The 20,830-nt window shown below is 68.0% G+C and carries 16 protein-coding genes; all 16 read right to left on the bottom strand.

Features of this window, described 5'->3' with window-relative positions; translation table 11 throughout:
• Positions 1 to 50 precede the first annotated feature (50 nt).
• A complete protein-coding gene (gene mycP / locus ACIBJH_RS23900) occupies positions 51 to 1,283 on the bottom strand; it encodes a type VII secretion-associated serine protease mycosin (protein ID WP_399118866.1) in 1,233 nt (410 codons plus the stop codon).
• 36 nt (positions 1,284 to 1,319) lie between these two features.
• Entirely contained in the window at positions 1,320 to 2,891 is a 1,572-nt protein-coding gene (locus tag ACIBJH_RS23895) for a translation initiation factor IF-2 (protein ID WP_399118865.1), read from the bottom strand.
• On the bottom strand, positions 2,891 to 3,424 hold the full coding sequence (locus tag ACIBJH_RS23890; RefSeq protein ID WP_399118864.1) for a hypothetical protein: 534 nt from the start codon (positions 3,422 to 3,424) through the stop codon (positions 2,891 to 2,893). The genes ACIBJH_RS23895 and ACIBJH_RS23890 overlap by 1 nt, the downstream gene beginning before the upstream one ends.
• Before the next feature lie 130 nt (positions 3,425 to 3,554).
• Positions 3,555 to 3,905 carry a hypothetical protein gene (locus tag ACIBJH_RS23885; RefSeq protein WP_399118863.1) on the bottom strand — a complete coding sequence of 117 codons (351 nt, stop codon included), beginning with the start codon at positions 3,903 to 3,905 and terminating at the stop codon, positions 3,555 to 3,557.
• Positions 3,906 to 3,975: 70 nt separating this feature from the next.
• On the bottom strand, positions 3,976 to 4,185 hold the full coding sequence (locus tag ACIBJH_RS23880) for a hypothetical protein (RefSeq protein ID WP_399118862.1): 210 nt from the start codon (positions 4,183 to 4,185) through the stop codon (positions 3,976 to 3,978).
• Between the two features lie 308 nt (positions 4,186 to 4,493).
• On the bottom strand, positions 4,494 to 6,509 hold the full coding sequence (locus ACIBJH_RS23875) for a hypothetical protein (RefSeq protein WP_399118861.1): 2,016 nt from the start codon (positions 6,507 to 6,509) through the stop codon (positions 4,494 to 4,496).
• A 39-nt stretch (positions 6,510 to 6,548) separates the two neighbouring features.
• The gene (locus tag ACIBJH_RS23870; protein ID WP_399118860.1) at positions 6,549 to 6,869 is read right to left on the bottom strand and encodes a hypothetical protein; all 321 of its coding nucleotides are present in this window, start codon (positions 6,867 to 6,869) and stop codon (positions 6,549 to 6,551) included.
• A 136-nt stretch (positions 6,870 to 7,005) separates the two neighbouring features.
• The gene (locus tag ACIBJH_RS23865) at positions 7,006 to 10,080 is read right to left on the bottom strand and encodes a glycosyl hydrolase 115 family protein (RefSeq protein WP_399118859.1); all 3,075 of its coding nucleotides are present in this window, start codon (positions 10,078 to 10,080) and stop codon (positions 7,006 to 7,008) included.
• Positions 10,081 to 10,273: 193 nt separating this feature from the next.
• Entirely contained in the window at positions 10,274 to 11,467 is a 1,194-nt protein-coding gene (tuf, locus tag ACIBJH_RS23860) for an elongation factor Tu (protein WP_200710711.1), read from the bottom strand.
• A gap of 143 nt (positions 11,468 to 11,610) precedes the next feature.
• On the bottom strand, positions 11,611 to 13,740 hold the full coding sequence (gene fusA, locus ACIBJH_RS23855; RefSeq protein ID WP_399118858.1) for an elongation factor G: 2,130 nt from the start codon (positions 13,738 to 13,740) through the stop codon (positions 11,611 to 11,613).
• 39 nt (positions 13,741 to 13,779) lie between these two features.
• Positions 13,780 to 14,250, bottom strand: a complete 471-nt coding sequence (gene rpsG / locus ACIBJH_RS23850) for a 30S ribosomal protein S7 (RefSeq protein ID WP_005481264.1) — start codon at positions 14,248 to 14,250, stop codon at positions 13,780 to 13,782.
• Positions 14,251 to 14,253: 3 nt separating this feature from the next.
• Positions 14,254 to 14,625, bottom strand: a complete 372-nt coding sequence (gene rpsL / locus ACIBJH_RS23845) for a 30S ribosomal protein S12 (protein ID WP_003948652.1) — start codon at positions 14,623 to 14,625, stop codon at positions 14,254 to 14,256.
• A gap of 309 nt (positions 14,626 to 14,934) precedes the next feature.
• Complete coding sequence (locus ACIBJH_RS23840; RefSeq protein ID WP_399118857.1) at positions 14,935 to 15,483, bottom strand: DUF1707 and DUF4190 domain-containing protein; 549 nt, start codon at positions 15,481 to 15,483, stop codon at positions 14,935 to 14,937.
• Between the two features lie 231 nt (positions 15,484 to 15,714).
• Positions 15,715 to 16,233, bottom strand: coding sequence for a hypothetical protein (locus tag ACIBJH_RS23835; RefSeq protein ID WP_399118856.1), 519 nt, complete (start codon positions 16,231 to 16,233; stop codon positions 15,715 to 15,717).
• Positions 16,234 to 16,289: 56 nt separating this feature from the next.
• Positions 16,290 to 17,264 carry a hypothetical protein gene (locus tag ACIBJH_RS23830; RefSeq protein ID WP_399118855.1) on the bottom strand — a complete coding sequence of 325 codons (975 nt, stop codon included), beginning with the start codon at positions 17,262 to 17,264 and terminating at the stop codon, positions 16,290 to 16,292.
• Between the two features lie 121 nt (positions 17,265 to 17,385).
• Positions 17,386 to 20,808, bottom strand: a complete 3,423-nt coding sequence (locus ACIBJH_RS23825) for a DUF499 domain-containing protein (RefSeq protein ID WP_399118854.1) — start codon at positions 20,806 to 20,808, stop codon at positions 17,386 to 17,388.
• Positions 20,809 to 20,830 lie beyond the last annotated feature (22 nt).

Genomic DNA, 20,830 nt, shown 5'->3' with positions numbered 1-20,830 from the left:
CACCCCTCATCGATCCTTCACAGCTGCCTCGTGCTGCCGATGCCGACTGCTCACGCTTGTCTGCGTCGGCACGCGACGAATACCACCGCACCCCCCGCGACCAGCACCGCGGCACCGCCGCCCAACCCGATCCAGCGGACGCTTTCACCGCCGCTCCCCGAGGACGAGGTGGTGGCCGGAAGGCCGTCCCCGTTCTCCGGAGCACCTGCGGCACCGGAGCCCGAAGCGTTCGCGCTCGGAGCCGCGGAGGCCTGGGCGGCGGCAAGGTCGGGGAGCGGGTACGCCCCGGCCGGACCGGGGTTCCCCGGGTTCTGCAGAGCGACACGAGGCCGGACGATCCCGTACCCGATCGAGTCGTTGCGCTTCGCGCCGTCCGTGGGGGCGCCGATGGTGTTGAGCAGCACGCGGAGGACCTGGTTGTTGGTCCAGGTCGGGTGCTTGGACCAGATCAGGGCGGCGGAGGCGGAGGCGATGGCCGTGGCGTCGCTGGTGCCGTGGGAGTGGCAGAGGTCCTGGCCGTTCGGACAGGCGTGGTACATCTCGTCGCCGGGGGCGGCGACGTCCACCTGTGGGCCGTACTCGGACTCGGCGGTCTTGTGGAGGTCCTTGCCCACCGATCCCACGCCGACCACGCCCGGAGTGGCGGCTGGGTACTCGACCTGGTTTCCGCCGGCGCCGCTGTTTCCGACCGCCGCGAAGACGAGCGCCCCCTTGTCCAGCGCGTACTTCACGGCAGCCGAGAGCTGGTCCGATCCCTTGGACGATCCCATCGAGATGTTGATGACCTGTGCCCCGGAATCGGCCGCGTAGCGGATCGCACTGCTCAGGGTCCGGTTGAACTCCTTGTTGTACCTGCCGGCATCCCATCCCCTGTCCGGCATGCGCACGGGGAGGATCCTCGCGCCAGGTGCGAGTCCGAAGGTGCCCTCGCCTCCGTTTCCCGCGCCGGTACCAACGATCAGGAGGGCCATCGTGCTTCCGTGGCCGTCGTAGTCCGCGTGTTCGTCGCCCGGTGAATCCGGCGCCTCGTCCCTGCCCGCGAGCACCCGGCCCTGCAGATCGGCCAGGTTGTCGTCCACTCCGGTGTCGATGACCGCGACCGTGACGCCCTTGCCCGTGCTGGTCCGCCAGATCTGTTCGGCCTTCATGGCGGTGAGGTGCCACTCCTGCTCCCGAACGGACTCCGCGTACGCGGGCGTGGTCACCATGCCCGTCAACAGCAGGCCCACGGTTGCGGAGACAGCACTCCCCAGGCGGGAGTTCCTCGACGTGCTGGCCGGCATCTGCTTCCTCTTGGTCACTGGGTCTGGGGCTGGGAGCTAGAGGGATGGGGGCCACAGAGTCGGTGGCCGAGGCTTGGTGTCCGAGCGGCCGGTGGCGCTCCTTGGCTCGGCTTCCTCACTCCGGTCGCCGGCCTTCTTGCCTTGCTCGCCGTTCCGTCTGCCCTGTTCGCCGTTCCGTCGCGTGTTCGACGAACGGGAACCGGTCGGCCCGGCCCCTGAACGCTGCTGCGACTGCGGACGACCGCCCATGACACCCTCGCCGATGCCTCGACGGCCGGCCGGCGTCGCTCGCTGTCCGGCGCCTACGCCTCCCGTACCCCCGAAGGACCTAGGCCCGGCCGGACCGCGAGCGGTCGTACCGCCCGTACCACCTGTGCCGGCTGTCTCACCACCGACGACAGTGCCGCGCGGCAGCCCACCGGCACGCCGACCGGTCGACGATCCGGCCGCCGGTGGCGTGGGGCGACCACCGGTGATGCCGTTGCTGCCCCTGTTGCCGGACGCCTGCCCTGTGGTCGGCTGCGCGGCTTCCCGTCCCAGCGGCCCCACAGGCCTGCCACCGGTCACCGGACGCACGGTCCCTGCCGCCCTTCGCGCGGGTTGAGCAACAGCACGCGCGCCGGCCGTCGAGCGCCCCGTTCCCGCTTCCAGGGGGACCGAAGACGGGTTCCGTACGCCGCCCGGCACCGTCGGCGGCATCACTCCGGTGGGCGCCGAACCGCTACCGCCAGCCCAGCCCTCGTCCGACGGTCCAACCGAACTCGTCGGCAGCACTGGCGGGAGCGGGAGCACTTGAACGCCGTCGACTGTCACCGCCACCTGGTCCAGTACTTCGAGCGAGGGTCGCTGAACCGTCGCGTGCGGGCGGGCTTCACCGGCCGCCCCTCTGGTGTCGTCAACGGCCCGCGTCCTCGTCGGACGCGCTGCGGCAAGCGAAGGTGCTCCGGTCTTGGCGCCGGTGGACGACGTACGGCCGCCCCCGGCCCCAGCAGACACCACTTCGTTCTCGTCGCGTTTGACGACGGCAGGCTGGAGATCTGTCGGCGGCGGCGGAAACATCGGCCGCTCCAACCCGTCCAGCTGCGTCGCCGACAGTCGATACGACTGGCCCAGCTTGAGCATCTGCGACGCGGCCTCCTGGCGGATCTTCTCCTTGTGCGCGGCGAGGGCGGCGAGTTCGGTCGCGGACCGGACGGTGACGGGCGTGGTGTCCGGGCCGTTGTGCGCCGGTGTCGCCTCGTTCAGGTTCGCCCGTGCGGTCTTCGTGTCGCGCGGGATCGACGCCTGAGCCTGGGCGATCGCATCGGACGCCTGGCCCAGCCACTTCGCCGCGTCGTCGCTGAAGTCACCCAGGCGGAGGGTGGAGTTGGCCAGGTCGTCGGCCCAGGTGCGGAAGACGTCGGCTCCCTCGCCCTGCCAATCCACGTACTGGGGGCGGACCTTGAGTTCCTCGCCGATCTTGCGGATCTCCTTGGCGGCCGCGGTCAGGCGGTCGGCGGCGGACCGCACCGTGCGCGAGTTCGCCTGGTCGAGCCACGCGAGCATCTGCTCGTGACTCATGTCCTCGAAGGGGGTGCTGCTGCCGGTTCCGTGCGTTGTGGCGGACATCAGATCGTGCCTCCCGCGTCGCGCCCGGTCGCGGTGTGGGATTTCTTCGGGAACCTGGTGTGGGGGTGGGGGTCGTAGGTGCCTCCGTAGTGCTTCGTCGTCTCCGCGCCGATCGCGGTCATACGGTCGCGGACGTCGACGTCAATGTTCCGGTAGCCCTTGTGCGAGGCCAGCACCGCGATGTTCATGCCCTCCATCGAGTCGGAGAGCAGCTTCGAGAACGTTTCGAGTTCGCCTACGACCGTCTCGTACGCGGTGAACAGCCCGGCCGCCTCCGACCATTGACCGCCACCCCCGCCGAACTGATGCCGTACGAGCTGCTCCTGGCCCACCTTGTCCGGGCCGGCGTCCGAGCCCTTCAGATCGTGGATCAACTGGTCGACGCGCTTCTGGAACACCGTGAAGGACGAGAACTCGGTGACGACATCGGCGGCGGCGCCCCGCACCGCGCCGATGCCCCCCGACGCCCACGAGGCCCCGAAGGTCGACCCCGGTCCCGGCCCAGGCTCCGATCCGCTGTCGCTCGGCAGCACAATGCCCTCCCCCGTACGTGGCCTGCTCCGTCGTTCCTGTCGAGGTGCTGCGCCTCTGCGACCACCTTAGCTACAACCAGTGACAACACGAACTCGCGCAGTAACACGGAGCGATCAGAACCGGCCGCCGTCAGTTGGGGGTCGGGACGATGCCGGTGAACAGGAGGAACGAGAACATGACGGTGCTGGGCGCGAGGACGGCGAACAGAGCACGCCGGGCGGCGGTCTTCTCGGTCTGCGGCAGGCCCCAACTGGCGAGCAGCAGCGCCAGGGAGGTCAGAAGCCCCACCTGAAGAATGGTGAAGGCAGTGTCGAACTTCCGGTTGAAGCGATCGGCTTCCGCACCGTTGCAGGAGTCGCAGGCCATGGGGGTGAGGCTGCCGATGATGTACGCGAAGAAGGCGGCGGGAAGGGTGACCACCGTCGCGATCAGCTGTCCCACCCGTGTTCCGCGTACCGAGGTGCCCTGTGTGATCGACATGCCCCCAGCCAACTGCAGGGCACGGGGCGACACATGAGCACGAGTACTCAGGCCCGGCGGCCTCTTTACCTCACTTGCACCCCAGGGTCTTGAGAGTCGCCGGGAAGTAGGCCCGCATGAACTTCTCGATGTCCTTGCGGTGAGTGTGGTCCGTGAGGGGGACTTGGAGGGTGAGGGTGAAGTAGTCGCCACCGTTGGTCTTGCATTTGGCGATCGAGATGGCTCCGTCGGTGCCGACGATCGACTTGTAGGCGAAGTCGATGGCGCGGGGATCCGTCACGTGCGAGACCGATCCTGTGCCCTTCGCCAGGTACATCAGGTCAGTCGGGTTCGGGTCCCACGAGAACCCGAGGTCAAGGACCGGGTCAGGGCCGGACAACAACACGCAGGGAGCCGTAATTGCTTCAGAACGATCCACACGGTTGTACTCGTGCAAGTCCTCGTCGGATGTCACCAACGGACGACTCACCGAAGGATCGACGGACGTACCACAAATAGCCTTCGGAATCTCGTGGTCGGCCGATTCGGCGCAGGATACCGCGAGGACCGTAACGGAAAGCACGGACAGCCCGAGACGGATACATGATTTCACTTGGGCTGTTCCCCGGAGACACCTTTGGCGTTCGCCATCCCGTCGGTCGCGGCTCGGCGAATTTCCTGCTGCGGGTTAAAGTAGGAACTGTTATCAACTCGATGTGTCTTGCTCCACTCTTCCGAGAGGCCCATGAGCTGTCCGTTCCTCCTGTAATAGACTTTGACGTTCTCTTCGGTCTGCTTGTCATCAAGCCTCTTCTGCTCATCCGCAAGCCATTGATCCGTCACATAGTCAAACCCCATCTGCACATCCCCACTACCCATAGGGATATAACTGATCGCCTTGTCGAAGAGCGGCTTGGCCTCGAATGCCGCGACCTTTGGGTCTCCAGCAGCCTGAACCCGGGCCTCCTCCAGAAAGCCGACGGTGCGGCCGGCCGCGCTGAGAGAGTCAGCCGAGTTCGAGTGGTCGTGGTGAATGGCGGACACCATGGCCTGGTTCATCCCCCCGTTCAACGTCCCGTACGCCCCCTCATCCTTGGACACCTGTTTCGCGACCTCGAAAAGCCGGTGCTGGTCCAAGGGGGAATGGGCGACGTCGACCTCACTCATCGCCGCATGCACCGTATCCCCATGGCTGATGAGCACATTGGCCATCGGCTTCCGTAGCGACGGCGGGAAATCGTCGCCGCTGTCCGACAGATACGTCAACGCCGACTTGAACACCGCGTCGTTCGTCGCCCGGTCCCCCACCCGCGCCCCGTGCGGATCCGCAGGATCGATCCCCGTCGCCGCCGCCTGCAACGCCGCCCCGAATCCCGCCCGGTCGTCCCCGTCCAACCGGGGGACATAGTGGCCGCCCTTCGAAGGACCCTCATCGTTCAGGGTGACATTCCAGTCGCGGTCCTTCATGAGGTATTTCATGTGGGCGTCGGAATGGAGATAACGTGCGGCCTCCGCGGGGTCGCGGCTCATGATGCCGAGCATGCCGTCTACGGGGTCGTTGGCGAACCAGCCGCCGCGCGCCCCGGCGTACGTGCCCTTCACCCGCCAGATCCCCGGCTGCTTCTTCTCCGCCGCGATCATGTCGTCGGTGAGGTCCTCGACCATCCCGGGCGCGTACCCGTGGCCCTTCCGCATCAGCGTGACCAGCGACTGGTAGCCGACCGCCTTGTCGAGGTGGAGGCCCTGGGCGTCGGTGGCGTAGTGCTGGAGGCCTGCGTGCCGCATGTCGGTGCGCCACTTCCGGTACCAGTCCGACTTCGGGTGTCTTGTCGCCGCGGCGAGCGTGTTCGCCAGGCCCGTCTCGATCGTCGCGTACGTGCCCGCACCGGCGCCGCCCTGGACGTGGATACGGTCGTTCAGTTCGTTCGTCAGTTTCAGCGTCTCCGTCGCGCCCAGGTCGTCCAGGAGTGTCCGCGCGAACACCTCGTCGCCGCTGTTGTCGCGGAAGGACCTTTCCAGTTCGGCGAGTTGAGTGTCCGTCAACTCGCCGCCCCTGCTCAGTTTTTCCAGGTACTGGTCCGTCTCCTCGGCCTCGTACCGTTCCACATCACCCATCGCCCTGCCGTTGAACCCCCGCCCTCCGGCGAGCAGTTCGGAATCGATCACGGCCCCCGCCAGCGCGATCCGGACGCCCGTGTCCGTGTCCGTCACATCGCGTACCGCCTTGGTGATGCGGTCCTGCCACTGCTGTGCGGCATGCGGATCGGCGGGAGTCTCCGGCTGGTCGGGGCCGGGGCTCACCACTCCCTGTTCCGAGACCCGCATGCCCGCCCGGATCGCGTCCCCCCGCGCCGCCTCCACCCGGCCCCGCAGCTCCACGAACCGTGCGTGCGCGTCCCGCAGCAGCGACGCGATCGCCTTGGCCTCCGTCTGCGCGTACCCGAACTCCTTGAGCGTGGTGTCGAAGCGGGCGTTCGCCGCGTCGGCGCTGAGCCCCGTCCACGACGTGCCCATGGAGATGCGGTGCACATCCCGCCGGTACGCCGTCTCCTGCTTCTCGAACTCTCCCGCCATGCCGTCCCAGCGCTCGGCCGCCGTGGTCAGCGTGGCGAGGTCGGTGGTCATGATCTCGTGATACGTCGGCATCGCCCTGTCACCCCAACCTCAGTACGTGTCCAGCGAGGACCGCTCGCGCAACGTCGACCCCACCGCCAGATCCGTACTCGTCAGCACCGCGTTCCCGCTCCGCAGCGCGTCCCGCTCCGCGCCGAGCCGGTCCATCAGGTTCTTCACCTGGTCCGCCCACGCCCCGTGCGCCTTCTTGAGAGCGGCCGAGGTGAGCCACCCGTCCCCGTCCTTCGCCGCGAACTCCCGTACGGCGGCGCCGATTTCCTCGTCCGCCCAGCGCCCCGCCACGAGCGTGTCGGGCCCGATGTGCTCCTCGATCGCCTTCGCCGCGGCCCGTTTCTCCCCCGGCGAGGACACCAGCTTCCCCGGAGCCGAACTCAGAGCCGAACTCGGAGCCGAAACGCCCAACTCCCTCGGCACCCCCGACACACCCAGCACACTCGACTTACCCGCCACACCTGCCACACCCGACACGCCCACCGCAGTCCCCTCGCTACACCCGCCGGCTCTCCAACGGCCCCAGGTACAGCGCCGGCAGACCTCCCGTGTCGATCACGAGCCGCTGCAGCACCACCGTCGGGTCCACCATCCAGAACTTCAACCGGTGGACCCCGGCCTTCGTCACGGAGTGTTTCGTCGACGTCGCGTTGACGTTGTCGGAGGTGTTGCGGGCCCACACCGCGTTCAACAGCCCGTCATCAGCACCGACGTTGATGTCGACGGTCTCGATCGGCCCGTCGTCGAGCGAGACGCCGTAGCGCAGACCGCCCGTCGGCAACGCAGGGTTACGAGGGGACAGATACGCCCACACCGTCACCTCGCCCCCGGAAGCCGCCGCCAACAGACTCACCTCGTACTCCAGCCGCGGCGAACCCGCCCCGCCCGGCGTCTGCCGCGGCAGCGTCACCGGCCACGGCGTCATCCCCGCCCCGGTACGCCCGATGCCGTCGATACGACGCCACCCGCCGACCACCCGGTCGTAGTGCTCCGCGTCGATCGCCACATAACCACCCGCCTCCACGAACCCCCGCAACCTCCGGAGCTCCCGAGCCGACGGCTTCTCCGCGACGCAGGTGACAGCCACCGACGCCCCCGCACCGGTCACCGTCAGCGCCCCCTCCGCGCGCCCCACCGGCACCCGCGCCCAGTCCACCGCCACCTCGACCCGCACCTGCCGCTCCACCCGCCCCCGCGACCGCTCCACCACCAGCCACGGCGCCGACGACGTATCGATCCGGTAGTCGAAGGCCGTACGCCCCTGGTTGAACACCTCGACGAACTGCTGCGGCCGCGTCTGATACGGACTGAACACAGGCAGCACGGCCCCCACCCCCGACGCGCCTCCCGGCCACCACACCCCCACCTCCGTACCCTCCACCGCCACCCCCATCTCCGCCCCCTCCCTCACCCCAACCCGCCGCACCGCCGGAAACAGCACGTCCGCCAACGCCACGTTGTCCCGCTCCGGCTGCTGCCACCCGGCATTGGGCCCGTACCGCTCCACATCCCCGTAGTCGATGTGCGGCTGTGTCTGGAAGCCGGCCCATTTCCCGCCCGCCACCTGCGAGTTGAAGCGCTCGGCCAGGGCGAAGTCGCGCGCGAGGGCCGCCTCCGCCGCGTCCGCCAGGGAGTTCGTCGCGGCCCGGCCCTGCGCCGCGTACAGCAGGTTCGTGAACTCGGCCGACCGCAGTTCATACAGGTTGGCGGTCGCCGCCACCGCGTACCCGACGAGTTCGAACCACGCGTCCCGCACCCCACCGCCCGGCAGTCGCCGCCCGATCCGCTCGGCCCTCCGCCCCAGCTCCCGCCACTCCTCCGTGACCCGCTCCAACTCCCGGTGCCCGAAGGCGAACGGCGTCTGCTGGTCGTCGTACACCACCTGGCCGTCGACGAGAGTGATCCGCCGGTTCAGCAGTTCCGGCTTGCGGCGCGCCTGCAACTGCCCGTACTCCGCCAGGACCGAGGCGACCTCCTGCGCATGACCAGCCCCGAAGTTCTGCCGTGCGTACCGCAGTTCCCACTCACCCAAGCGCTCCAGATCCCAACCCTCCGGATTCCAGGCGTAGTTGAGGAAGAACTCCGTCGGCAGTTCGTTCCCCTTCAGGTCGCCCACATTCGCGACCCACAACCCCCGATTCCCGTACGCGTGCGCCGCGTGCAGCTGCTCCCACACGTTCCGCAGGTTCGCCGTGTCCACCCACTTGTAGTTCCGCCCGGCGCCCACATAGTCGAAGTGGTAGTACAGCCCGTAGCCCCCGGCCCGCTCGCCCTCCCCCGCCGCATCCGGATGCTTGCGGATGTTCCCCCAGTTGTCGTCCGTCAGTACGACCGTCACGTCGTCCGGCGCCCTCAAGCCCCGGTCCCAGTACCGCTGGACCTCCTTGTACAGCGTCCACACCTGCGGGGTCTCCGCCGCCGGCCGGCCCGTCACCTCCTCGATGATCTGCCGCTGGGCCGCGATGATCTCCTGCATGAGTTCAATACCGTCGCCGTCGGGGAGGCCGGTGTCTCCGTTGCCGCGCATGCCGAGCGTGACGACACCCTCGAAGCCCTGGTCGACCATGCGTTGCACTCCGGCCCGCCAATAGGCCTGTATCGCCCGGGAGTTGAGCCGGTAAGACCACTCGCCCGTCCCGCCGTACGGATCGTGGCCCGGTGTCACGATCGCGCCGGAGGAGTCCCGGACGGCGGCCACCGCGTGCCGGTTCCACTCCTCGATGCCGCGCATCATCGGCGCTTCATGAGACGTGCCCATGACAACCCCGTACTCCGAAGCCCGCCGGTGGTTCTCCGGGTCGTCCTCCGCGAAGGCCCGTCCCCACACCGCCGGCCAGAGGTAGTTCCCCTTCAAGCGGAGCAGCACCTCGAAAACGCGAGCGTAGAAGTCCGCCGTAAAGCCGCCCGGATACCCCGGCGCCTTGCCCGGTCCGAAGTACGCCGGTGCCCAGGTCCCCAGCGCCGGGTTCTCGTCGTTGATGAAGAAGCCGCGGTACTTCACCGCCGGCGTGCCCTGCGAGTAGCGGCCCGGCAGCACCCACACCTCGCTCCGCCGCGTCGGCGGCACGTCGTCCCACCAGTGCCAGGGCGAGATGCCGATGCCGTACGAGACGTCGTACGCACCGAAGATCGTGCCGCGCGGGTCGCTCCCCGCGACGACGAACGCCCGCTCCACCCCCGGCATCGGGTGCTCGACCACCGTCTGGAGCGAGGTCTCCCAGCGGCCTCGGATCCCGGAGACGTCCAGTTTTCCGGCGGTCACCAGGCCGTCGATCAGCGCGCTGCGGCCGATCGTGCCGACCAGCACCACCTCACGCGCGAGCCCCCCACCGGGGCGTAGGCCCGTGACGCGTTCGATGTCGGCCCGCAGGTCCCCCGCCACCCGTACTACTCCGGGGTGATCGTCGGGGTCCACCACGACCGGGGCGCCGACGAGGGGGAAGGCTCCCGTCGTACGCGAGAAGGAGATGTACGCACCCGCCTCCACGGGCTGCGGGCTCCGCGACGACAGCATCGGTACCGCGGCAAGTCCCGCTCCCAGAACGGCTCTTCGACTGACGGACGCAGACATGGCACACCCCTCCACACCTCTCCGGACCTCATTTGCTCAGTGGCATGACAAATGGTGGGACGGGTGGCCGGGGGCGACAACAGGTCGTACCCGCCGAATAGTTTCGTAACAGCGGGCACGGCAACGACAAAGAGGCCCGTACGACCGAAGTCGTACGGGCCTCCCCGGAAACTACAACCGGGTCAGATCAGAACTACTTGTTGATCTTGATGACCTGGCCGGCGCCCACCGTGCGGCCACCCTCACGGATGGCGAACTTCAGGCCCTCTTCCATGGCGACGGGCTGGATGAGCGAAACGGTCATCTCAGTGTTGTCGCCCGGCATGACCATCTCGGTGCCCTCGGGGAGGGTCACGACGCCGGTCACGTCCGTGGTGCGGAAGTAGAACTGGGGACGGTAGTTGTTGAAGAACGGCGTGTGACGGCCACCCTCGTCCTTGGACAGGATGTACGCCTGGGCCTCGAACTCCGTGTGCGGGGTGACCGAGCCGGGCTTGATGATGACCTGGCCGCGCTCGACGTCCTCGCGCTTGATGCCACGGAGGAGGAGACCGACGTTCTCACCGGCCTGGCCCTCGTCGAGCAGCTTGCGGAACATCTCGATGCCGGTGACCGTGGTGGTGGTCTTCTCCTGCTTGATGCCGATGATGTCAACGGTCTCGTTGACCTTCAGGACACCACGCTCGATACGGCCGGTGACGACCGTACCGCGACCGGTGATCGTGAAGACGTCCTCGACGGGCATGAGGAACGGCTTGTCGACGTCACGCTCGGGGGTCGGGATCGACTCGTCGACGGCGGCCATCAGGTCGAGGACCGTCTGGCCCCACTCCTTGTCGCCCTCAAGAGCCTTGAGCGCCGAGACCTTGACGACCGGCAGGTCGTCGCCCGGGAACTCGTACTCGGAGAGGAGCTCACGGACCTCAAGCTCGACGAGCTCAAGGATCTCCTCGTCGTCCACCATGTCGGCCTTGTTCAGGGCGACGACGATGTACGGAACGCCGACCTGGCGGGCCAGGAGCACGTGCTCCTTGGTCTGCGGCATCGGGCCGTCGGTGGCCGCGACCACGAGGATGGCGCCGTCCATCTGCGCCGCACCCGTGATCATGTTCTTGATGTAGTCCGCGTGACCGGGGCAGTCGACGTGGGCGTAGTGACGCGTCTCGGTCTGGTACTCGACGTGCGCGATCGAGATCGTGATACCGCGCTGGCGCTCCTCGGGAGCCTTGTCGATCTGGTCGAAGGCCGAGGCCTCGTTCAGGTCCGGGTACGCGTCGTGCAGCACCTTGGTAATGGCGGCCGTGAGGGTCGTCTTACCGTGGTCGATGTGACCGATGGTGCCGATGTTGACGTGCGGCTTAGTCCGCTCGAACTTTGCCTTCGCCACTGGGGTCCTCCTGCGGAGTGGTTCTGGTACGCCTTACTCATCGGCGCCAGGTGATCTTTGCTGGGATGCCGCCCGCCGGGGTCTGCCCTCCCGGGTGAGACCCGGCGGTCGGTGTCAAGCCTAAAGCGTGCAAACGGTGTGTGTTACTCGCCCTTGGCCTTCGCGATGATCTCCTCGGCGACGTTCCGGGGAACCTCGGCGTAGGAGTCGAACTGCATCGAGTAGCTTGCGCGACCCGAGGTCTTGCTGCGGAGGTCGCCGACGTAGCCGAACATCTCCGAGAGGGGCACGAGGCCCTTCACGACGCGGGCACCGGCACGCTCCTCCATGGCCTGGATCTGGCCACGGCGGGAGTTGATGTCGCCGATGACCTCACCCATGTAGTCCTCGGGCGTGGTGACCTCGACGGCCATCATCGGCTCAAGGAGCACGGGGGACGCCTTGCGCGCGGCCTCCTTGAAGGCCTGCGAACCGGCGATCTTGAAGGCGAGCTCGGAGGAGTCGACCTCGTGGTAGGCACCGTCGAGAAGCGTGACGCGGACGCCCGTCATCTCGTAGCCGGCCAGGATGCCGAACTGCATGGCCTCCTGCGCACCGGCGTCCACCGACGGGATGTACTCCCGCGGGATACGGCCACCGGTGACCTTGTTCACGAACTCGTACGCCGGGCCGTCGGACTCGGTGATCGGCTCGATCGCGATCTGCACCTTGGCGAACTGACCGGTACCACCGGTCTGCTTCTTGTGGGTGTAGTCCACGCGCTCGACGGCCTTACGGATCGTCTCACGGTACGCGACCTGCGGCTTGCCGACGTTGGCCTCGACCTTGAACTCGCGCTTCATACGGTCGACCAGCACCTCAAGGTGCAGCTCGCCCATACCGCCGAGGATGGTCTGGCCCGTCTCCTCGTCCGAGTGAACGTGGAAGGAGGGGTCCTCCTCCGCGAGACGCTGGATGGCAATACCCAGCTTCTCCTGGTCACCCTTGGACTTGGGCTCGATGGCGACCTGGATGACCGGCGCCGGGAAGTCCATGGACTCCAGGATGACCGGGTTCTTGTCGTCACACAGCGTCTCACCGGTGGTGGTCTGCTTCAGGCCCATGACGGCGACGATGTCGCCGGCGCCCACCGCCTCGATCTCCTCACGCTTGTTCGCGTGCATGCGGTAGATCTTGCCGATGCGCTCCTTCTTGCCCTTGACGGAGTTCAGCACCGCGGTGCCAGTCTCCAGGCGGCCCGAGTAGACCCGGACGAAGGTGAGCTTGCCCAGGTGCGGGTCGCTCATGATCTTGAACGCGAGCGCGGACAGCGGCTCGTCCACGGACGGCTTGCGCTTGACGACGACCTCGGGGTCCTTGACGTCGTGGCCTTCGATGGCCTCGACGTCCAGGGGGGTCGGCAGGTAGCGCACGACCGCGTCGAGCAGGGGCTGGACGCCCTTGTTCTTGAACGCGGTGCCACAGAACACCGGGGTGACCGTGACGCCGTTGGACTTGCCGGACGCGATGGTGACGCGACGGATCGCGGCGTACAGCTGCTCCTCGGTGGGCTCGATGCCCTCCAGGAACAGCTCCATGATCTCGTCGTCGTTCTCCGCGACGGCCTCGACCAGCTTGCCGCGGTACTCCTCGGCGGCCTCGGCGTGCGTGGCCGGGATGTCGACGACGTCGTACATCTCGCCCTTGGCAGCCTCGGCGGACCACACGAGCGCCTTCATGCGGACCAGGTCCACAACGCCCTTGAAGTCCATCTCGGCACCGATCGGAAGCTGCATGATCAGCGGTACCGCACCGAGGCGGTCCTTGATCATGTCGACGCAGCGGTGGAACTCCGCGCCGGTCCGGTCGAGCTTGTTGACGAAGCAGATGCGCGGCACGCCGTAACGGTCGGCCTGACGCCACACCGTCTCGGACTGCGGCTCGACACCGGCGACACCGTCGAACACCGTGACGGCACCGTCGAGGACGCGCAGCGAACGCTCCACCTCGACGGTGAAGTCGACGTGCCCCGGGGTGTCGATGATGTTGATCGTGTAGTCGTTGTCCTCAAGCGGCCAGTGACAGGTGGTGGCAGCAGAGGTGATCGTGATGCCACGCTCCTGCTCCTGCTCCATCCAGTCCATGGTGGCAGCGCCGTCGTGGACTTCACCGATCTTGTAGCTGACGCCGGTGTAGAAGAGGATCCGCTCAGTGGTGGTCGTCTTGCCCGCGTCGATGTGAGCCATGATCCCGATGTTGCGGACCCTGGCCAGGTCAAGTGAAGTGGTAGCCATAAGGCTTCGGTCTTCTCTCGGTCTCGTCGTGGGTAGCGACTACCAGCGGTAGTGCGCGAAGGCCTTGTTGGACTCGGCCATCTTGTGGGTGTCCTCGCGCTTCTTGACGGCCGCACCGAGGCCGTTCGAAGCGTCCAGAAGCTCGTTGAGCAGACGCTCGGTCATGGTCTTCTCGCGACGGGCGCGGGAGTAACCGACCAGCCAGCGCAGCGCGAGCGTGTTGGCGCGACCGGGCTTGACCTCGATCGGAACCTGGTACGTCGCACCACCGACACGGCGGGACTTGACCTCAAGCGTGGGCTTGATGTTCTCCAGCGCGCGCTTGAGCGTGATGACCGGGTCGTTGCTGGTCTTCTCGCGCAGGCCCTCCATGGCGCCGTACACGATGCGCTCGGCGGTGGAGCGCTTGCCGTTCAGCAGCACCTTGTTGATCAGGGAGGTGACAAGAGGAGAACCGTAGACCGGGTCGATGATGACCGGGCGCTTCGGGGCGGGGCCCTTACGAGGCATTTTCTACTTCTCCTTCTTGGCGCCGTAGCGGCTGCGGGCCTGCTTGCGGTTCTTGACACCCTGGGTGTCAAGGGAGCCGCGGATGATCTTGTAGCGAACACCGGGCAGGTCCTTCACACGACCGCCACGCACGAGCACGATGGAGTGCTCCTGCAGGTTGTGTCCCTCACCCGGAATGTAGGCCGTGACCTCGATCCCGCTGGTCAGACGCACACGCGCGACCTTACGCAGGGCCGAGTTCGGCTTCTTCGGGGTGGTCGTGAACACACGCGTGCAGACGCCGCGACGCTGGGGCGAACCCTCAAGTGCGGGCGTCTTGTTCTTCTCGACCTTGTCCTGCCGGCCCTTCCGGACCAGCTGCTGGATCGTAGGCACTACTTCTCCGGTTTCTGTGTGCCGATGGTGAAGCTAACCTGGAACGTCGCCGACCCACGCGGTCGGGTGTGTCGAATCCCGCAGACTTTCGCCGGGCAGCAAAAGGGGCGCAGATTGCGGTGGCCAGTGTCGGCTCCCTTAGTGCGGTTCAAGGCACGCACGGGAGCCAGGGCACACCCCAGGCACAAGGTCTGAGCGTACCTACCTCATTCGCTGCGGTCAAAACAAATGGGTGGCGCCCACGGCTCGGCACGGGACATGCCGAAGCCGCGCCCCCTCCGCGATCTTCGAATCTACGGTACGGAGACGTCAGGCGGAGCTCGCTCCGGCCACCACCAGCAGCATCAGGAACAGGCTCCAGGCGCTGACGGCGAGCCAGCCGAGGACCAGCCCGGTCAGCGCCAGCCCGTCACCCACCTCGTCGCTCCGCCGTATCTCCGCGCGGGCGGTGTGGCCGAGGATCACCGCCGGGATGCCGGTCAGACCCAGCGTCGGCACGATCAGCAGGCCGCAGACCAGGGCGCCGACCGCCTTGCCGTTGGTCGGCGGCAGCGGGGCCGGCAGGAAGGTCGGCGGCACCGGACGGAAACCCGGCGGCGGCACCTGGACGACCGCCGTCTGCGGGCCCTGGGGCAGATCGGCGACCAGCAGCATCAACTCGCCGACCGTGCGGGCGTCGTAGGCCCGCGCGACCCGCTTCTCCAGCTCGTCCTCCCGCAGCCGCCCCTCGGCGAAGCCCGCCCGGAGCACGTCCACGGTGCGCTCACGGTCGGCGGTCGCGGCCAGCATCGACGCTCCACCGTGCCCCTGCCACGGCTGCTGCGGTCCCTGTCCCTGCCACGGTGTCGGGTACGACACGGAACACCTCCCCCGGCGCCGGAGACCGAATGCCCCCATGATGCTCCAACGTGCCGAATCGGGCACTGGTTCCCGCGCAACCCGAAGGGCAGCGGATCCGGCGGTGGCGTCCGTTCCTCACGGGATCGGTCGCTGCTCTACATCCCTCTCCGCGCTCCAAGATCACCCGATGTCGGGCAACAGCAAGCAACAGAAGATGTCATCCGTGATGCGTGGAAGATCCCTGTGCCATCAGCTGGGGGAGTCGGCGAGGTCTCTGTCCGTCGCCTGAATGACGGAGTTGAACAACCACAGCAGACGGTAGGCGCGGACAGCAGCGAGGAGCAGAGCGCCCTCCACGACCCAATGGACACCTCTCGGGTCCTTCTCATTGGTGTCGAGGGCGATGGCAAGCAGGCAGACGGCGGAGATGAGCAGGGTGGCCGACAGGACGCTCACCCAGTTCCGCCGGAACTGTGAGGCCAGTTGGGGCGCTGTGCGCAGGACCCGCATACGGCGGCCGGTGGCGGACGCGTACTGCGCGATGGCGGCGGTGACAAAGCTGCCCACCAGGGCTACGACAGTGGCGCCGGTGGTGTAGATCTCTATGCGCTGTTCACGGCCGGGTGCGCCGAACACATCGCCCCGTCCCGTCAAGGCGACCACCAGACCATGTCCACCGAGGACGATCGCGGTCACCAGCCAGTCCGCTGCCGGACGTGACCGCCAAGCGTTCACCAGCCTGCGTACAGCCTCCACCACACTCGCCATGCCCGCCCCTCCCCCACACGCCCCGACCAGGGTTTTCGCCCCAGCTACCCTCCAGGCTAGAGGTCGGCACTGACAGCGGCCCGCAGCACCCGTTCGTTCTCCAGGGAGACCCTCTCCAGCTCGTTCAGGGCCACCTGGAGGTCGATGGCATGGCCGTTGGCGGAGGAGAAGGGTACGACGGCCTTCGCGGTGATGCGCTCCTTGACGAAGTCGATCTTCTCGTCGTCGGCCTCGCTGTGCCAAGCCTCCATGCGCGCCTGCGCGGAGGCGGCATCTACGGCGTCGGAGTTGTCCAGCCAGTCCGCGATGTCGTTGGCGAACACCCGTGTGGAGTCGAGAAGTTGGTGGTGCCCACGGGAGCGCCGGAGAGGTGAGAGCACACCGGACTTCTTCGGCACCTCCAGCTTCAGCGTGATGATCATGTCCGGGTTGTCCGCGTGCAGGCTGCTGAGGGCGTTGCCGAGGTTGGAGCTGGCGCGCAGGGCGGTGGGGCTGTCCGGCGGCTCGGGAGCGATGCGCACGGTCAGTTGCTCGATGGCCGCCGCATGCGCGAGCTTCTCCCGGGAGCGGGCGTTGACCACCGGCCGCAGCTCGATGTTACGGACGTCAGGGGCGGCAGCGTGCACGTCGTCCAACCAGCGCTTCAGGGCCTGGGCCCGGGGGGCCGAAATGCCGCCGGCCATCGTGGCGACGACGTTGCCGAAGGGCAGGAAGTACACCGTCGTGACGTCCACCAGCTCCTTGTCCGCGGCGAGTTGGAGACGACTGAGGGTGCCGTCGACCTGGTCGATGAGCTGCGGCACGTCCTGACGGACCTTGGCGAGGAGCAGGTGCGATGCGGTCTGGAGGGTGTCGACGGCCCCGACCAGGATCTCGTCGCCGGTGCGCGATGTGCGCTGCGCGGGCGGCTGGGCGCACAGGCTGCGGATACGGGCTCCCCAGTCGCGGTGTGGGAGACGGTGGGTGGCGGGGGCATCCGCGTCGGCGATCTCGTAGAAGTGGATAACTCTGTTGCGGTTGCGTGCGGCCATGACGGTGCTCCCCCGTGGAGGTCTCGGACGACGTGGATCGACCAGCCTATCGAGAGGGCTGGCCGACGCCGAAACGATCAGGCCGGGCCGGACGGACGCCGCCGGGCCCGGCCCACGATGCCTACTCCTCCTCGAAATGGGCCTGCAGTTTCAGGGTGTTGGAGTTTTCGGTGAGGGTGCGCACTTTGTCCGCGGGGAAGCCGCCGGGCGCGGTCGCCTGGATCTCGACCGTGATCTCGACGTCCGCCCCGATGGCTTCGAGGTGCTGGAGGATCTCGAAGGCGTACTTGGTGGCCTGCTTGCTGTACTGCTCGGTGTCCAGCCGGGCGTGGGCGTAGAAGCGGGTCGGGACGCGGGGCGACGGGGCGGGCGCCGGGCCTGGAACACCGGGCGCGGGGCGGGGCGACACCGACGGTCCGCCGGAGCCCTGACCGGTGCCGGTACCTGTGCCGGAACCGCTGCCGCTGCCCGTGCCGTCGTCGGTGTCCTCGTCCTGATCAGCCTGTGCCTGCTGCCGGGCCGCGACTGCCGCCAGGTCGGCGGCCTCCTGGGCGACGGCGAGGTCGGCCCGTACCAGCAGCGTGGTGTCGGTGATCTGACCGAAGGAGCCGCCCCGGCAGGGCAGGACGAGACCGAGGTAGCGACCGGTCGCCGGATCATGGCCGGTGGCGAGGGCGAAGCCGTCGGTCTCCCAGGTGACGTGGGTGAGGACGTCCTCGACGCCGTGGTCGAGGACCGAGCGGTCGCGCAGCCGGTTCATGTACGGGTACTTGGTGTGCAGCTCCCACAGGCGGCCGACGGAGATGTGTCCGTCCCGGTCCCACTCCTGGCCCAGCGCGTCCTCGATCCGCTGGTGGAGAACAGCGGGGGCCTGCTGGATGTAGAGCATGCCCTGGCGCTTGAGCCGGTCACCGACCTGGATGGCGGCGTCGTCGATGGCGGGCAGGTCGACCTTGAAGTTGACCCACTCGATCTTCGCGCCGGGGATCTGCTCGGGGACGAGGACCCACCGGTAGGCCTTGCCGAGCCGCAGGCTGACCGTCTCGTCCGCCTTCTCCATCCGGGTCCTGGCCTGCGTCCGCTGGTTCTCCGTCAGGTCGAGCTGGACGTGCTGGGTGAGGACCTCCTTCCAGCCCAGGTACTCGCGGACGGCCTCGGCGACCTCCTCGATCTCCTTGCGGTCGGGGGCGAGGAAGACGAGGGAGTTGCGGTGCTGCCGGGTCCCGGAGCGGTACTGGTCGAGGGCTTCCTGGGCGAAGCCCAGGGCCTCGGTGTCGGGCACGTCCCGGGCGCTGCGGTGGGTGAAGCGGGGGTGCAGCAGCACCAGACGGGCGCTGTCGTTGTCCGGGATCTCGCTCGCGGGCAAAGGTGCCGCGTGGACGGCGGTGAACTGGCCGCGCACGGCCTGGACCACGCTGAGCCGCCGCACCACGTCCGCCCACACCTTGTCGGGGTCGTCGAGGAGCTTGTTCGCCTCGTCCTTGGCTGTGCGGGTGATGTTGGCGTGGGTGTCGTACCAGTGGCGTTCGCCGTCGCCGTAGAGGTAGGTGGAGCGGTCGGCGAGGGCGTTGAGCGCGGTGCGGAAGTTGCCGAGCGGCTCGCCGGGGATGGCCATGCCGAGGCGGATGTGCGGCTCGGTCAGTCCCTTTCGGGCGGCGTGCACGCGGGGCGCGGAGCCCATGAAGACGGTACGGGCCACGCGCCGGCTCATCCCGCGCTGCCCGAGCACGGGCTTCTCGGCGTCGACGGAGGCCGGGGTGGAGTCGGGTCCGTCCACGTCGGCGTCGATGATCGGCTTCCAGCGGTCCTCCAGGTAGTACGTCAGTTCCTGGTTGACGCGGGTGTCGTGTATCGGCACGTCACCGGGCATGATCATGGGGCTGTGGTTCTCGTCCCGCCACAGGGCGTGGATGACCGTACTCATCAGCCGCAGCACGCCCCGGGTGCGCTGGAACCTGGGCAGCGTGGACCAGTCCTCGTAGAGCCGCGCGAACAGCTCCGGGTGGATCGGGTACGTCGACTTTATGCGTCGCTCGTAGTCCATGGTGTCGCAGCCGGCCGGGAACTCACGCTTCTCGGTGCCGTAGAACTGCGTGTACAGCCGCGCCACCTTGTTGATCTCGGCCTGGACCTCGCTGGTGGGCGTCTGGAAGAGGCGGCGGCGCACGATCTCGAAGGACTCGTCGGAGCTGGCGGGCCGCCATGCGTCGGCCTTGCGGTGGACGACGTTCTGCAGACGCTCCAGCGCGGTGCGGTTGTTCTCCCCGCCGATGTCGTACTGGTCGGCGGCGCTGATCTCGCCTGTCGCGGAGGCCGGGATGGACACCAGCAGCTGGGCCCCGTCGACGGAGGCGACCGCCTCGGTGAGGGACTGCGCGAAGGAGAAGTGCGTCTCGAAGGAACCGGCGGTGAGGTTGTCGTTGCCGAGCAGCGGACCGGCGTACTGCACCCATTCGTCGATGAGGATGACGCAGGGCGCGTACGCGGCGATCAGATCCTGGAGCAGCGCGGTGCCGGGGCTGGTGCTGGTGCGGTCGGCCTCAGCGATGATGTCGTACGCCGTCCGGCCGCCGAGTCCCCAGGCGAGCTGGCCCCACATGGTGTTGACGACGGTGCCGTCGGGCTTGACGTCCGGCTGCCCGATGCCCAGCTCGTTGCCGACGAGCACGGCCCGGTGCACCGTCCCGCCGGGCAGACCGCCACCCGGCGCCGCGGCGATCAGCTCCTGAAGGTCCTGCGGCAGCCGGTTCACCTTCAGGCCCGGCGCGTACAGGTGGTACAGCGCCATCATCGAGTGGGTCTTGCCGCCGCCGAAGTTGGTCTGGAGGTTGATGACGGGGGCGGCGTTCGGGTCACCGCTGATCCGGCGCAACGACTTGGCGAGCAGTTCCTCAAGACCCTCGGTGAGGTACGTCCGCTGGAAGAACTCCTCCGGTTCGGTGTACTCGGCGGCGCCCTCGCCGCGCGCCACCCGCCACAGGTCGGCGGCGAACTCGGAGGCGTTGAAGTCACCGCGCGCCACGTCCTTGTGCGGGGTGAGCACGTCACGCCAGGGCCGCAGCCCCTCGGCCGCCACGCTCGGCACGGCCCGCGCCTTCCGGGCCGCCTTCTTCGTCTCCTCCTCCGTCACCTGCCGGTGCAGCGTCTGCCGGGACTCCCGGATCTGCTCGACGAGGGCAGGGTCCGCGTGCACGGCCCGCAGCAGCCGCTCCGCCGTGTCCAGCGCGCGCAGGGTGTCGTCCGCGGTGAACGGCTCGTGGTGCGCCCACCGGTTGCGCACGTCGTTCATCTCGCTGGCGAACCCCCGGGCGCTGCCCGGCAGTTGGTGCCGGAAGTAGGTGCTCCAGTAGCGCTGGAGCAGGTTCAGCAGGAACTGCGGGTCCTGCCTGCCGATCTGCTTCCCCTGGCTCTTCGCCTCGCTCTCCGCGTCCTCGAACCAGGTGTCGCCCTGCCGCTTGACCATCTCCCGATCCAGGAAGGGCAGCAGCCCCTCCGCGATGATGTCGATCATGCTGGTGACACGGTCTCGGTTGTTCACCGCCATGGTGCGGGTGTCCTGCCTTTCC

This window comes from Streptomyces sp. NPDC050548 (genome assembly GCF_044457385.1).
Classification (GTDB): Bacteria; Actinomycetota; Actinomycetes; order Streptomycetales; family Streptomycetaceae; genus Streptomyces.
Note: the sequence above shows the minus strand (reverse complement) of the source record. Positions and strands in the feature narration are given on the sequence as shown.